This window comes from Acinetobacter brisouioides (genome assembly GCF_004331075.1).
Classification (GTDB): domain Bacteria; phylum Pseudomonadota; class Gammaproteobacteria; order Pseudomonadales; family Moraxellaceae; genus Acinetobacter.
The window spans coordinates 264,543-279,365 of sequence record NZ_SJNX01000006.1 but is presented as its reverse complement, the minus strand read 5'-3'; the positions used below and the strand labels follow the sequence as shown (position 1 = coordinate 279,365).

Annotated in this window: 15 protein-coding genes; 7 read left to right on the top strand and 8 right to left on the bottom strand. The window is 41.2% G+C overall.

Going from position 1 to position 14,823, the window contains the following annotated elements:
- The 6 genes from E0H77_RS10110 to E0H77_RS10085 all read right to left on the bottom strand — a co-directional run.
- Nucleotides 1–393 (bottom strand): OprD family outer membrane porin (locus tag E0H77_RS10110; protein WP_131377725.1); only part of this gene is annotated, 393 nt, incomplete at its 3' end.
- A gap of 83 nt (nucleotides 394–476) precedes the next feature.
- Nucleotides 477–1,826, bottom strand: coding sequence for an MFS transporter (locus E0H77_RS10105; protein ID WP_131377723.1), 1,350 nt, complete (start codon nucleotides 1,824–1,826; stop codon nucleotides 477–479).
- Nucleotides 1,827–1,937: 111 nt separating this feature from the next.
- Nucleotides 1,938–2,639 (bottom strand): fumarylacetoacetate hydrolase family protein, encoded by a 702-nt coding sequence (locus tag E0H77_RS10100; protein WP_131377721.1) that lies wholly within the window; start codon nucleotides 2,637–2,639, stop codon nucleotides 1,938–1,940.
- Nucleotides 2,640–2,670: 31 nt separating this feature from the next.
- Nucleotides 2,671–3,309: a maleylacetoacetate isomerase gene (maiA, locus tag E0H77_RS10095; protein ID WP_131377719.1), complete on the bottom strand. Its 639-nt coding sequence runs from the start codon at nucleotides 3,307–3,309 to the stop codon at nucleotides 2,671–2,673.
- Nucleotides 3,306–4,526 (bottom strand): 3-hydroxybenzoate 6-monooxygenase, encoded by a 1,221-nt coding sequence (locus tag E0H77_RS10090; RefSeq protein ID WP_131377717.1) that lies wholly within the window; start codon nucleotides 4,524–4,526, stop codon nucleotides 3,306–3,308. Before E0H77_RS10090 ends, maiA begins: the two co-directional genes overlap by 4 nt.
- A gap of 25 nt (nucleotides 4,527–4,551) precedes the next feature.
- Nucleotides 4,552–5,589 carry a cupin domain-containing protein gene (locus E0H77_RS10085; protein ID WP_131377715.1) on the bottom strand — a complete coding sequence of 346 codons (1,038 nt, stop codon included), beginning with the start codon at nucleotides 5,587–5,589 and terminating at the stop codon, nucleotides 4,552–4,554.
- 150 nt (nucleotides 5,590–5,739) lie between these two features.
- Between E0H77_RS10085 and E0H77_RS10080 the strand changes: the two genes are divergently transcribed.
- The 3 genes from E0H77_RS10080 to E0H77_RS10070 all read left to right on the top strand — a co-directional run bounded on the left by E0H77_RS10080 (nucleotide 5,740) and on the right by E0H77_RS10070 (nucleotide 8,444).
- Nucleotides 5,740–6,645, top strand: a complete 906-nt coding sequence (locus E0H77_RS10080; RefSeq protein ID WP_131377713.1) for a LysR family transcriptional regulator — start codon at nucleotides 5,740–5,742, stop codon at nucleotides 6,643–6,645.
- 207 nt (nucleotides 6,646–6,852) lie between these two features.
- Nucleotides 6,853–7,161: a helix-turn-helix transcriptional regulator gene (locus tag E0H77_RS10075; protein ID WP_131377711.1), complete on the top strand. Its 309-nt coding sequence runs from the start codon at nucleotides 6,853–6,855 to the stop codon at nucleotides 7,159–7,161.
- Nucleotides 7,158–8,444 (top strand): type II toxin-antitoxin system HipA family toxin, encoded by a 1,287-nt coding sequence (locus tag E0H77_RS10070; protein WP_131377708.1) that lies wholly within the window; start codon nucleotides 7,158–7,160, stop codon nucleotides 8,442–8,444. Before E0H77_RS10075 ends, E0H77_RS10070 begins: the two co-directional genes overlap by 4 nt.
- 268 nt (nucleotides 8,445–8,712) lie before the next feature.
- Here the strand turns inward: E0H77_RS10070 and E0H77_RS10065 are convergent, their stop codons facing one another.
- Nucleotides 8,713–9,330 (bottom strand): TetR/AcrR family transcriptional regulator, encoded by a 618-nt coding sequence (locus tag E0H77_RS10065; protein ID WP_131377705.1) that lies wholly within the window; start codon nucleotides 9,328–9,330, stop codon nucleotides 8,713–8,715.
- Nucleotides 9,331–9,431: 101 nt separating this feature from the next.
- Here E0H77_RS10065 and E0H77_RS10060 point away from each other — a divergent pair, with 101 nt between their 5' ends.
- A complete protein-coding gene (locus E0H77_RS10060; protein ID WP_131377702.1) occupies nucleotides 9,432–10,640 on the top strand; it encodes an MFS transporter in 1,209 nt (402 codons plus the stop codon).
- A gap of 108 nt (nucleotides 10,641–10,748) precedes the next feature.
- On the opposite strand, the gene E0H77_RS10055 is transcribed toward E0H77_RS10060, so the two are convergent.
- Nucleotides 10,749–11,519 (bottom strand): IclR family transcriptional regulator, encoded by a 771-nt coding sequence (locus tag E0H77_RS10055; protein ID WP_131377699.1) that lies wholly within the window; start codon nucleotides 11,517–11,519, stop codon nucleotides 10,749–10,751.
- 217 nt (nucleotides 11,520–11,736) lie between these two features.
- Between E0H77_RS10055 and E0H77_RS10050 the strand changes: the two genes are divergently transcribed.
- From E0H77_RS10050 to E0H77_RS10040, 3 genes are read left to right on the top strand one after another with little or no spacing between them, the layout of a single operon-like run.
- Nucleotides 11,737–13,092, top strand: coding sequence for an MFS transporter (locus E0H77_RS10050; RefSeq protein ID WP_131377696.1), 1,356 nt, complete (start codon nucleotides 11,737–11,739; stop codon nucleotides 13,090–13,092).
- 59 nt (nucleotides 13,093–13,151) lie between these two features.
- Complete coding sequence (locus tag E0H77_RS10045; RefSeq protein ID WP_131377693.1) at nucleotides 13,152–13,979, top strand: shikimate dehydrogenase family protein; 828 nt, start codon at nucleotides 13,152–13,154, stop codon at nucleotides 13,977–13,979.
- Nucleotides 13,966–14,823: a sugar phosphate isomerase/epimerase family protein gene (locus tag E0H77_RS10040; protein WP_131377690.1), complete on the top strand. Its 858-nt coding sequence runs from the start codon at nucleotides 13,966–13,968 to the stop codon at nucleotides 14,821–14,823. Before E0H77_RS10045 ends, E0H77_RS10040 begins: the two co-directional genes overlap by 14 nt.

Sequence of the window (14,823 nt, the reverse complement as noted above, 5' to 3'; positions counted from 1 at the left end):
ATGTTTTAAATAGTCATAGGCTTGAGATTTTGTCTGCGTGTCAAAAGGCAAAACCGTATCGGCAACATGTCTGTCATTACTTAAACGTACTGCATATTGAACTGAAGCATCAACCCCGATAGTCAAAGGTTTATCAGCAATCTCTAAAGGTGTATCACGCATTTTGGAGGTGTAGAACAGAGAAGCCGACTGAGACCAGCTACCAGCATCCTTGATGGCAGGATTTTCAAAGTCACGGTTGATATAGGCATTTTTCAGGGTGAATTTCCATTCATCGTCGTTTGGCTGCCCCAGTGAATCTGCTGCGAAAAGTACAGAACTTGATATTCCACCGATAAAGAATAGGGTTGAAGCAGCTAAATAGTGTGATTTAAAACATGGTAATAAGCGCATACAGCATCCTTGCTTTCTGTGCGGTCAGGCACAGAAAGGTCTTATCAAGTAAATATGATGTGAATAGAATTAGCGTTGTGGTTTCAAGACAATTCGGAGATGACTTGGGACTGTTCTTTTTTTAAACGTTGAATCAAAAGTAGCGAAATTGCTGCAAGCACTGCGGGTATCGCAAGTAAACTCATGATTTCAAGGCTAGATAAGTTTAAAGACATTAGCCATCCTCCTACGACTGAGCCAATCACTGAGCCAGAACGACCGACTGCATTTGACCAACTTACCCCTGTCGCACGACAATGGGTTGGGTAAAAACCCGAAGCAAATGCATTTGCCCCTACTTGAGAACCACTAATGCCTGCACCAACGCCAAACATTGCCAACATCAACAGCAACGTATTGGCCTGTTCAATGCCAAACCCTAAACCAACCAGACATAAACCACCCAATATATAAGCCATACTTAGGATTTTAGTCGCATCTTGCCTATCCATCAGTAGCCCAAGAACAATCGCACCAATCGTTCCACCGACCTGAAAAATCGAGGTCAGCCAAGACGCGTTGGATAAGTTGAAACCTGCATTGGTGAGCAAGGTTGGCATCCAGCTAGAAATCATATAAATGATGAGCAGGCTCATAAAAAAAGTAAACCAAATCAAAACTGTACCAAGTGCATAACCTTTGGTAAACAGATCTTTAAGGCTTGATTTTTCAACTTCGTTTACGGTAGGAATGAGGGTCGGAATCTCAGTTTTTGCAGGTGCAATTCGAGCAGCAATTTTTTCAATTTTATCTGTGGCTTTCTTTTTTAGAACCAGAAAACGAATCGATTCTGGTAAGAAATACATTAAAAAAGGAACCAGCAATAACGGTAAAATTCCTCCAGTCAGCAAGATTCCATGCCAGCCAATATGTGGCAATAACTGTGCGGATAGAATTCCACCAAAAGCTGAACCAATGGTAAATCCACAAAACATCATAGTGACCAAATTGGAACGACGTGATGTTGGGGCATATTCAGCCGTGAGGGTAATGGCATTCGGCATGGCACCGCCTAAGCCCAATCCAGTGATAAACCGCAGAATAATCAGGGTATGTAAATCTGGAGAAAACGCAGAAAATACTGTGGCTAAACTAAAGACCACGACTGAACCTAGCAAGATGGGTTTACGACCCAGTTTATCTGCCAATGGTCCAAAAATGAGAGCGCCTGCCATTAAACCAAATAAACCAGAAGCAAATAGCGGTGCAAGATCTGTTGCTTTGAGTGCCCATTCGGCTTTGAGTGCTGGGGCAATAAAACCAATTGCAGCAGTATCAAAACCATCAATCGCAACAATTACAAAGCATAACCACATAATGCTTTTTTGCAGCGATGACAGCGGGTTAGCATCAATAAAACTCTGAATATCGACTTTCATCTTATTTTGAGACATAGAACATCCTCACACCATGTAAAATGGTGTTTTTGCAATCCTTAGCAAATGAGTACCCGACTGTATTTTTTATTGAGGTCAGGCACTCTATTTAAAAATCAAACCATTGATTTATTTAACGTTAACTGTAATTCCTGTTAATCCTGTAATATCAGCACGCATGACATCACCTTTCACCACAGCGCCAACACCTTCAGGCGTTCCAGTGAAAATCAGATCCCCCGCTTTGAGTTCAAATAAAGATGACAGGTTGGCAATCGTTTCAGATACATTCCAGATTAAATGACTAACATCACTACGCTGTTTGGTCTCACCATTTACCGTTAGATGGATGTCAGCCTGATTGAGTTCACCCGTCTGAGTAATGGGATGAATTGGACCAACTGGCGCAGAAAAATCAAATGCCTTACCCACTTCCCATGGACGGCCTTTTTCACGCATTGCCATTTGCAAGTCACGACGGGTCATGTCCAGACCGACCGCATAACCATAAATGTAATTAGCCGCATCTTCGACAGCAATGTTTTTGCCATCTTTACCAATAGCAACCACCAGCTCGATTTCATAATGGTAGTTGGACGTCTGCGCTGGATATGGAATATCAACCACTTCTTGATTGACAGGAACAATCGACTCTAAGTCATTGGGCTTACAAAAGAAAAATGGCGGTTCACGATCTGGATCAAATCCCATTTCACGCGCATGTGCAGCATAGTTACGACCAACACAGTACACGCGGCGCACAGGAAATTTCTGGGTTGAACCATCAATAAACAAACCCGCTTGGGTCATCGGCTGAAAAATAAACGACATATCTTGTATTCCTTGTCTCATATTTGCTGTATTACAATGCGTCAGGTTGCTGTTTTGGCGCTGCTTTTTGAAAGGCATCCAGTGTCATACAGTGTTGATAAATTTCAAAAATATTGGGATAAGATGGCAAATCCACCTGAAAACGCAGTGCTGAATCTACCTGTGGAATTAAATAGGCATCGGCAATAGTCGGCTGGTTGCCATAACAGAACTTGCCACGATCTGGGTCTTGACTCAGCATGTTTTCTAAAGCTGAAAAACCACTGTGAATCCACTTTGCACACCAAGCCAATACTTGTGCTTCATCCAGAGCGAGATCCTGACGTAAATATTCCAGTACGCGCTTGTTATTTAATGGATGAATATCACAACCAATTAAAGCAGCCATTGCACGAACTTTAGCCTTAGCAAATGCATCTTTTGGCAATAATGCAGGTTCAGGGTATTTTTCCTCCAGCCATTCAATGATGGCTGGGCTTTGCGTTAAATAACCTTGTTCGGTTTCCAGTACGGGTACAAAACCTTGTGGATTTATAGCGGTGAATGTACCCTGACGATGCTCATTTTTTGCCAAAGAAATAAATTCTTTGGCATAGTCCAAGCCTTTCAGATTGAAGACTATTCGGACTCGATGTGAGCTTCCGCTGCGGAAAAATCCATAAAATTTCATGCCGCATGCCCTTGGTAGTTTTTCACTGCATCCAGACAGTTACTCACGTTCCAGCCATACAACCATTCCATCGCATCATAGAAACGTTCTGCTGAACGGCCACGCCACAAATCATTACGGACTAAACGTTTTACACCCGAAGCATGGTAGAGTTTGCCCATTTCGCGTGAAGACAGAACGATACGTGCCGTACGTGCCACACGGGCTTTTTGATACATATCCAACGCAGTCAGCAAATCATTGTTGTTCACACGTAGTGCTTCGCCAAGGGTAACGGCATCTTCCAGTGCCATACATGCGCCTTGTGCCATGTATTGTGTGGTTGGATGAGCTGCATCTCCCAGTAAAGTTACTCGACCAAAGGTCCATGTATCAATCGGTTCGCGGTCAGCGGTTGCCCAGCGACGCCAGCTTTTTGGCAACTCAATCAGTTGACGTGCTTTCGGACAGATGCCTTGGAAGTAAGATAAAACTTCCTCTTTAGAACCGTCAGTGACACCCCATTGTTCTTGCTGGCGGCTATGGAAGGTTACCACCACGTTATATTCCTTGCCGCCACGTAGCGGGTAATGCACAAGGTGACAGTTTGGCCCCACCCAAATGCTGGCAGCATTCCATTTTAAGTCCTCTGGAAATTCACTTTCTGGGACGACTGCACGGTAGACCACGTGACCTGTCACCAAGGCAGGGTCATGCACATAAGTTTCACGTACCACAGATTTCACACCATCTGCACCAATCAATGCCTGACCAGTATAAGACTTACCATTTTGGTCATAGATGGTGACACTATTTTCGTTCTGTTCAACTTTCTGAATGTGACAGTTGGTAATGATTTCAAGGTCGCCATATTTTTTTGCACCTTCTACCAATGAACCATGAATGTCTGCACGGTGAATTACTGCATAAGGATTACCAAAGCGTTGACGGAACTTTTCATCGGTTGGAATTTTCCCAATCTGATATTCATCAATCGCATCGTGCATCACCATATAATCGGTATAAACCGCTTTACTACGGGCAATTTCACCAATGCCGAGCGCATCAAAAGCGTGAAAAGCATTTGGTCCTAACTGGATACCCGCACCAATTTCACCGATTTCAGGGGCTTGCTCAAAGACCTGAACCTTAAAGCCTTGTTTTGACAACGCCAATGCTGCTGCAAAACCACCAATGCCACCGCCAGTAATTAAAATGGGTTGATCTTGATTTGACATGATTTATATCCTTATAAAATCTAAATTAATGACGTTCGCGTACCGAATACACGCCCAGTTTTTTCTGAACAGGTGCTTCATCCGCAATAAACACATAACAAGGCTGGTCAGAATTATTGATTAAATCAATTTGAGAGAAACAAGGTGCACAAGCCGTATCTGCTTTGCCCAGATCAAAAATTTTCTCATCTATTTTCACCATGACCTGACCATCAATCACATGAAAGACCTGAGCGCATGAACGTGGCTGCAACTGAACAGTTTCATGTGGGCGTAACATCATTGCGGAATAACCAATAATATTTTGGCAATCAGCACCTGTTTCAGGGTTGATATAAGTGACTTCAACAGGCCCTTGATGTTGCTGATCTTCAGCTAAGGCATGAAGCACTTTTCGTGTCTCTTTCCATGAATAGCGCATCATTGGATAAGAGGCGTTTTCACGGATAAAATGACAAGTTGGAACAACACCTACACCATAGCGATGCGCATTTCCAGAACTGGTCACTTTCTGAATGTCGCCTGGCTGGACATAAGACGCTTCCATATAGTAGACCAGTGGTAAATCCAGCACGTCCAACCAGATCACAGGTTCCGTTCCATCATGCCCATGTTCATGCCAAAGCCCTGATGGTGTAAGGATAAGATCGCCATGCTCCATTAAGCATTTTTGCCCTTCTACAGTGGTATATGCGCCTTCGCCTTCAACAATAAGACGCACCGCATTGGGGGTGTGACGATGTGCAGGTGCCCATTCTTTAGGTAGCAATAACTGCATCCCCAAATACATGACCGAACTGGCTTTCATGTTTTCCAAACCATGCCCAGGATTGGCAAGTACCAAAACCCGACGCTCTGCTTTTTCAATTGGAGTAAGCTCCCCAGCTTCTAAAAGCAATGGTTTAATTTCTTTGAAGTACCATGCCGTTGCGATGGTTTGCGGAATGGGTTTTTGTGGTGGAAGTACGTTACGTAAACTTGGCCACAAAGGAACTAAATTTGACTGTTTCAAGTCATTCAAATAACGCTTTGGTAAATCGTCCAGAGTTGCTAACTGTTCCATTGTTCGTCCTTTTTATACATCCATAACAACAATTTAAATTGTTGTATCGAGACTCAGCTCTTGATTGGTATTTAAGGTAACAACAGAATTTTGTTGAAGCTATGAGCAAAAATTAATACACTGTATTGATATTATCAATATAGAAAGATGATGCTAGATATCGATACACGCTTATTAAAAATTTTCTTTGAAATTTATAAGCATAATAGCGTTTCTAAAGCTGCCGAAAAATTAGGGATTGGGCAACCGACACTGAGTATTGCTTTGGGTCAGTTAAGAACTCATTTTCATGATCCACTGTTTGTTCGCATTGAAAATAAAATGCAACCAACTGAATTATCAAAACAAATTTACCCAATCGTAGTGGAGGCTTTAAATAAGCTTAAGGTCATTCAAGATTATAATATTGAGTTTGATCCACTCACTTCGGATTATGAATTCAGATTGAGTATGACTGACATTAGTCATTTGGTGTTGCTACCAAAATTAATCAATTATCTTAGAGTGCATGCACCCAATATTCGCCTCGACATCCATCCGATTGATTTAAATACGCCATTGATGATGTCCAATGGTGAAATTGATCTCGCGATCGGATTTTTACCGCAACTCGAAGCAGGTTTTTATCAACAAACCTTATTTCATCAGCACTATGTTTGTATTGCGAGCCAAGAGCACCCTCGGCTTGGAGAAAGCAGTATTTCAGATGAAGAATATCGACGAGAACTGCATGTCGATATTTTAGCGACAGGTGGACACTATACTCTTGAACATGAACTGCAAAAATTGGGGGTGAATCGTAATATTCTCATTCGCCTGCCAAGTTATTTAGGTGTGGGACTTGTTGTACAAGATACTGATGCAATTGCCACAATTCCACATTATTTGAGTCAGGTTTTATTAGCACGGGGGGGCTTAAAAATATTGCAGCCTCCTTATCATTTTCCAGATTATAGTGTGAAGCAACACTGGCATGCTAGATTTCACCATAATCCGAGTAATCAATGGCTTAGACAAGTATTTTTTAAATTATTTTCTCAGGATTACTCATTTTAGTAACACTCATTCAATCTCTATTGAATGAAAATGCCTTAATCTCTGACCTTACCGAGGCAGAAAAATACCTGTTTTTTGACCGCCACGATATCTTGCTTATTCATCATTTTTAAATTTTTTCATATAAAGCAACTCATGGATTGCTTAACTTGAAAAAAGAAACTAATATATTGCTTAATGATTTTAAAAGCAATCAAAGTATCTACCATGAATGAGCCTTTACTTCAGCAAATTAAACAAAGACGAATCCAGCTTGGCTTTAAACAGGCCGATATGCAATCTCGCACAGGCATATCGCGGCAGCAGTATCAAAAACTGGAAAGTCAGGGTAATCCACGCTTAGATACGCTGGAAATTGTTGCCGCTGGGCTCAATGCGCAGTTGATGCTGATTCCTGACGATAAAGCATATTTGGTCAGGCAGTTGTTAAATGATGAAATTAAAGTCAGCATTGAAGATCAGGATGACTTAATGACTAACCCGTGGAAAGGTCTATTGGGAGATACTGAATCATGAATAGTGTCAGTGTTCTGAAATTAACATTGCAACACATGCTAGTCGGATACTTGGCGGGGTTTCAGAACGGAAAAAATATTCTGGTTTTTACCAATAACTTTCGGCTTGATTCACAACGCCCAACACTGAGTGTATTAACTTCGCCTGTACATCCACAATCTGAAAAAATCTTGGCAAAGACCTTCGTAACGCATCAGCGCTTACATCCATTGCTATCGAACTTATTGCCTGAAGGGGCATTGCGAGAGCTGATTGCCAGCAGTTTAAAAGTTCATATTGACAGTGAATTCCAGTTACTGGCGGCTTTGGGGCATGACCTACCAGGCGCATTGCTTGCAATACATGCAAATCTTGATGAAATTCCAGATACGATAAAATACAAGCTTCAGATCTCAAATACTGACCAAGTCACACCGCAAGAGCTACAAACAGATAATAAGTTTTCGCTTGCAGGTGTACAGATGAAGTTTTCCATGAAAGCTCAAGATGGGCGTTTTACTTTGGCACATGGGACAGAGTCGGCTTTACTTGGGGACTGGATTATTAAAACGCCTTCCACACGGCACGCGTTTGTGCCGCTGAACGAATATTCGGCCATGACGCTTGCCCAGATGGCAGGAATTGAGATTCCAGAGATTCAACTGGTGGATATGGCCTGTCTACAGGATCTACCAGCGCTAAATTTTCCCCAAGAACAATATGCATTTGCAATCAAAAGATTTGATCGGTACAGCACTGACCAAACAACAGAGCGAGTTCATATTGAAGATTTCGCTCAGATTTTTGGGGTGTATCCGCATCAAAAATACAGCAGCACCAATTATGAGCAGATCGGTCAAATTATTTATCAGTATTCTAGTAATAAAATTGTGGATATTCAACAATTTGCCAGTCGTATTCTGATCAATATTTTACTGGCAAATGGCGATGCACATTTAAAAAACTGGAGTATGATCTACCCTGATATGCGTACACCCAGATTCTCACCTGCCTATGATATTTTAATGACCAGTGTTTATATTGAAAATGAGCGACATTTCGCCTTGAACCTTGCCAAAAATAAGGACTGGTATTTAGCTGAAATAAAGCACTTTCGACAATGGGCAGAAAAAGTTGGGGTTCCTTGGCGAGTCATTGAAAAGCAGTTGCATGATGTTATGGCTAAGGCGCGGACACTATGGCCAAAAGCATTAGCCGATCTTCCTATGGCGGCAGTTCATAAGGAAAAATTAAAAATGCACTGGCAGCAATTGCATCCCGATTTTCGGATCTTGACAAGTTAACAGCTCCACCATTTGACGATACATTCAATCTGGAATCATAGCCTGCATGGGTTACTGATGATGTTCTCTTTGTTTTGTTCTAATGAGAGTGCGAACAAAACACAACGACTCTACCTAAAATCTGGTATAGGATTAAGTCGAAGATGCTTGAAAGGAAATGAGCGAGAAAAACTTGTTTACCGCGACGCCTTGCATGGATCCGTTTTCCTGTATCGAAAAGACAAAGATTAGATAAATCATCATGAAAGCAGTCTATTCAAACAGCAGTTCAAGAGTGAAATAAAAGCTTTAAATTCTCTTTAAATAATTGATCTAATTGTAAGACTTCATTCGAATTAAGGATGTGGTTATGAATCATGCCCATCCACATTGGACTGACAATGAGTAATGCAAAAGATTTCGGATTAATGTGGGCAGGGAGTTCTTGGCGTTGTATTGCCAGTTCAACAAGTTGCTGTAGCTCATGTTGGATTGGTAAAAAAATCTTATTGCAATAAGTTTGTAAAATGCTGGGGAAATTTTTTCCTTCACGTAAAATGAGCAGCGCCATATCGGCACGACCTGTAGATTCCAGGGTTAAAACGCTCGGCACAATCTTTTTGCAAATAAATTCGTATACTGACTCATTATCTTGAATTTCATGCGCTTTAATCGGACGAAAAGACTCATTCATGAATGCATCGATGACACCTTCAAACAATTGTTCCTTGGTTTCAAAATAAGAATAAATAGTCCCTTTGCCCAACTCTGCGTGTTTTGCAATATCAGAAATTTTACTTCGGGCAAACCCTTCCTGAATAAAGTATTGAAGTGCAGCATCCAGAATTTTATGTCGTGTTTCTTGTGTTTTTTCAATACTTGGACCGCGGGTTCTTGGCTTTTCCATAGCGTATTCAACGATCGTTTACATAGAAGTAATCTAACATAAATTGACCTTTAGATCACTTTTGATTAAAATCGACTTAAAAGTCATTTTTGGTTCAACCGATGCAGACGCCAAGTTCCAGTACGCAATACATGATTATTAGTTTTGCGCTATGTCTTGCAGCCGTGAGTACGGCACTGGCAAGCCCACTGTATGCAATTTATGAGCAGGTTTGGGGGATCACGACCTCGCAAGTGGGGTATATCTTTATTGCCTATATGCTTGGTGTGGTATTTTCACTGCTATTTTTAAGTAAATTGAATGCGATTTATAACTATAAGCAGGTTATTGTTGTCAGTCTTAGCCTAAGCATTATTGGTATGATTTTGTCAGCCTTTGCTTTATCTATTTGGCTGTTGAGTTTTTCTCGGTTTTTAATTGGAATTGCTTCTGGTCTCATTACGACAGCGGCAATGGTGGGTCTTAAAGATCAATATCCTTTTAGAAATAAAATGCTTTCAGAAAAATTAACTTCCATGATTACTATATTGGGCTTTGCTTTAGGTCCTTTACTTGGAGGTATCTTGGCAGATCATACCCATCACCCATTGGCAGATCCTTACTGGATTATGGCAATATTTACTGGAGTCGTTTTATTCAGTGTGTTGTGGGTTCAGCCTAAAATCCAGTCAGAAAAAAAACATAAATGGATTGAACTCCTTAAAGTTGAAGGTTTAATTTTACCTCAAGTAGCATCCCGTAAAATCTTCTGGATATGCAGTATTTCAGCACTGTGTAGTTTCGGCGCATTTAGCTTATATGCGGCTTTGGCTGGAACGTTTATACGAAATTTGGCGATCCATTCTTCAGCCACATTTACAGGGTTTTCTATTTCAATCATTTTGTTTGTTTCAGTGCTGAGCCAGTTATTTTGCAAATCTTTGAAAGAGATGAATGTGTTGTCCTATGGTTTGGCAGCATTGTTGCTCGGAACAATCAGTCTTGTAGTTGCAGAAATTGAACATGGCATGACCTTTTTATTCCTGAGTATTTTATTCACAGGGATAGGACATGGGTTCTCGCTCAGTGCTGCGTATTATTTTATTGGGAAAATTATAGATCTTGAAAAAAATCCATTGATCTTTTCAAGCTATTTATTTATCGCATATCAGGGAACGATTTGGCCTGTCATCTTTTCGAGTTATTTGATTGAGTATATGGGACTCATCGTTACTTTATGGCTAATTTCAATTTTGCTTATGGCAACGATTATCTGGCTCATCTATCAAATTAAATTCAAGCTTAAGCCTTTATTGGTTTGTCATAAATAAATTTATAAAAACAGTAGTTTGGGATGCAAAGGATAGGCAAATTGTTATACATCGAACATTTACGGATTGCCTTCTCCGATGCGGAAAAGACAATCCGTACGTATGAACTTAAATATGGATCAAATCAATAATGGAGGAAATTTTATCGGCGGTTGCAATCAGAGCGGGAGCGAGTTCGTCGATACGTTTTTGATTGAGACGGACAGATGGGCCAGCAATACTTATCGTTCCAAAAGGTTTGCCTGTATGAGGATTGATAATAATTCGTGCCATCGCAGACATACCCAGTTCATACGTATCGCTGATGATGCCATAACCCCGTTGTTTGGATGCTTGAACGCTTTTTTCCAGTTCAGTAAGTGTTTTAGGTGTATTGGGTCCAAAGTTTTTGGCTTTGTCAAAACCTTCACGTTCCACAAGGCGGGAAAAATCATCTTGGTTTAGCGCAGAGAGGTAGGCAAGACCGCATGCAGATGCGGGCAAGTAGGCGACATTTCCTGAGTCTGGGTCATATTTTAGACCAGATTTAGCGCCTTGTGCCTTACCAATCCAGATGATTTTCTCATCTTCAATCAGACCTAAACGAACCAACTCAGCGGAGGTTTCCGCAAGTTCTGTCAGATACGGCTGAAAGGTTTCAGTAATGGAACGAGAGGATAAGTAACTTAAACCCATTGAGGCAATTTTAAGGGTAAGTTTGTAGTGCTGTGTGGATTCGTCCTGATAGATATAACCCATCTCTTTCATCGCTGTGAGAATGCGGTGCATGGCAGATTTAGGAATATCTAGATCAACTGCAAGTTGGCTAAGTGCGTATCCATTCACTTCTTTTAACAGTGCCTCAAGGATGAGTAAAGAACGATCATTATTGCTGAGCATAAAAATCCTGATATTATTTTTTGGAACACTGTTCCAAAAATTTAAAAAACCGATTATAGTACGATTAGATTCTATCTTAAATACAGATGAGATAAATCGCTTAACTCAGAAAAGGTCGTTTCTGAGTTCTTTAAAATTCAGGATCTGAATGGATAACAACAACCAGTCATGCGATGGAAAGCGCATATTTTACTGGTGAACACTGAGGGAAAAGTGCATGACTCAACAAGTCAATTTACGGGAGTTTATCGATGAAAATCGTATTTCTCCTATGCAAAAAATGATTATTTTCTTATGTTTAATGATCGTCGTTGTCGATGGCATTGATATCTCGGTAATGGGATTTGTTGCCCCTGTGATCAAACAGGCATGGGGCATCAGCACCACTGATCTCGCGCCAGTCATGAGTGCGGCTTTAATTGGTTTAGCAGTCGGTGCGGTCATTTCAGGGCCTTTAGCAGACAAATTCGGGCGTAAAAAACTCTTGATCACAAACCTGTTTGGTTTTGGTGTATTTACCTTACTGGCTGCACTATCTACAAACGTGACAGAGCTGATGATGTTTCGTTTTATTGCGGGTCTGTTTATGGGCGGTGTTATGCCTCAGGCAGTGACCTTGGTCACAGATTATTCTTCGATGAAAGTGAATGGTCGCTTAGTGACGATTATTTTAAGTGGCTTCACCATTGGTGCTGCGATTGGTGGTTTTCTGGCAGCTTGGGTGATTCCGCATTTTAGCTGGCATGCCATGATGATTATTGGAGGCATCTTACCAATTTTGCTTGCGACCATTGCAATCTTTAAATTACCTGAATCTATTGGTTATAAGGTACTTAAGCAGCATCCTAAAGAAGAAATTGATGCCATTATTCATAAAATGGCACCGAACTTTGATACTCGTAACACCGTATTTGTATTACCTCAGCCAAAGACAAATACCGTAGATAACCCTGTTAAAACTGTCCTGAGTCCATTTTATCTTATAGGAAGCTTTTTACTGTGGTGGAGTTACGCATCGGGATTATTTGTGGTTTATCTGCTGGGCAGCTGGTTACCCATGATGACGCATGAATTTGGTTTTAGCATTAGTGAAGCTTCCTTGATTACAGCCATTTATCAGCTTGGTGGACCGATTGGATGTATTGCATGCGGCTATCTTATGGATAAAGTCAATCCGCATCTTGGTTTAGTGTTTGCATATGCACTTGCGGTTGTATTCATGGTTTTTGTTGGGGATGCTGGACATAACTTCATACTGTATAGCACCATGTGTTTCTTCATCGGGATGTGGATGAATGGCGCTAATGCGGGTATGAATAGTATTTCAAGTTCATTTTATCCTGTCTTTGCTCGGGCAACAGGAAATAGCTGGATGCACGGAATCGGGCGTTTGGGTGCAGTTGCGAGTGCTTTTGCAGGCGCATATTTCTTAAGCCTAGGCTGGGCTCCCAGTAAAATCTTCCTGATTTTATGTTTGCCAACGGTCGGCATCATTACCGCCCTGATGTTAATGAAACTTATTTATTCCCCTAAACGTATACAGCAACGTGAGCTAGATAACGCTCAAATCTAAGGCACACTCTTAAAAGTAAATTTTAACCTAACCTGCTTATTTTTAAAGGATATTGAATTATGGATATTCAATTGAATGGATCTACTCGTCTTTATTTTGTGGTTGGGCATCCAATTAAACAGGTGAAATCACCTGAAGGCGTGACTCATGAGCTAATCAATAAAGGTTTAAATGCAATTGTTTCCCCAGCAGATGTGCATCCAGATCATTTTCCTGCCTTTGTTGAAAGCACTAAAAATATGCTCAATACCGATGGTTTGATTGTGACCGTTCCACACAAAATCACTGCGTTGCAATGCTGTGATCAAGTGACTGACCGCGCCAAGTTTATTGGGGCTGTCAATACCATGCGTCGCACTGTAGCGGGTTGGGAAGGTGACATGCTGGATGGTACAGGCATGATCCAAGCCATTAAAGCTAAACATATTCAACTTAAAGATAAACGTGCCATTTTGGCAGGTGCAGGCGGTGCTGGCAAAGCGATCGCATATGAACTATTGATGGCTGGCGTGGCTGAACTGGCTATTTTTGATGTAGATACAACTCGTCAGCAACAATTGGTTGAACATTTAAATGCTTTAGGTCAAGGCAAAGTCATTGCCCACAATAATGATCCTTCTGGTTTCGATATTGTTGTCAATGCAACCCCAATGGGAATGAACGGTGATCAATCTGCAGCGTACCTACTCGATCAATTAACCTCTGAAATGTCGGTTGCCGATGTTGTGACCAGTCCTGAAAAAACTCCGTTTATTTCTAAAGCTCTGGAATTGGGTTGTACCGTGGTGATGGGTACAGAAATGTTTGTTCAGGTCCGTGATTTGATGGTGAATTATTTGCTTGAAAATGGCTCTGGCAATGGAGGCATGAAACATGATGCCGCTTGATCTACAAAAAAATGTGCCTAAGCGTCAGTATTCACTTTCATTTTTGACTGTTGCTGATGTTGCTCCAGTGGAAGCAGTCAAAATTGCAGCAGAGTGTGGGTATGCAAAAGTCGGGTTACGTCTTTTACCTGCGGCACCCAAGGAAACTGACTATCCGATTTTAACCGATGTAAACGTGGTGTCTGAAACCGTAACAGCACTTAAAGATACAGGTGTGCAGATTGCTGATGTAGAAATCATACGCCTGACGCCTGACTTTAATGGGCAAAACTATCTACAGTTTTTAGAAGTCGCACAACGACTTGATGCAAAACATATTTTAGTCGCAGGAAATGATCCTGAACAGAACCGTCTAATTGAGAATTTTGCACAATTTTGTGAATTTTCAAACCAATATGGTTTGAGCTGTGATCTGGAATTTATGCCGTGGACTGAAGTTAAGAATCTAAAGCAAGCGAATTTCATCGTTGAACAATCCGCTCAAAGTAACGCTGCAGTTTTAATTGATTCTCTGCATTTTGATCGTTCTGACTCAACAATTGAACAAGTCAAGGCATTGCCTAAATCACGCATGAACTACGTTCAGCTTTGTGATGGTTTAGCTGATTATGATCCAAGTGATGAAGGCTTAATCAAAATTGCGCGTTCAAACCGCTTGGTTCCAGGACAAGGTGAGATTGATTTGGTGGCTTTAATTGCGGCATTGCCCAACGATTTAACCTTGGCAGCAGAAGTTCCAAATTTAGAACTTACGAAGTTACCTGCACTTGAACGTGCCCGAATAAATTTAGAGGCAATGAAAAAACTTGTTGCGCTTGCTCAAATGGACACTGCAGCGGGGTAG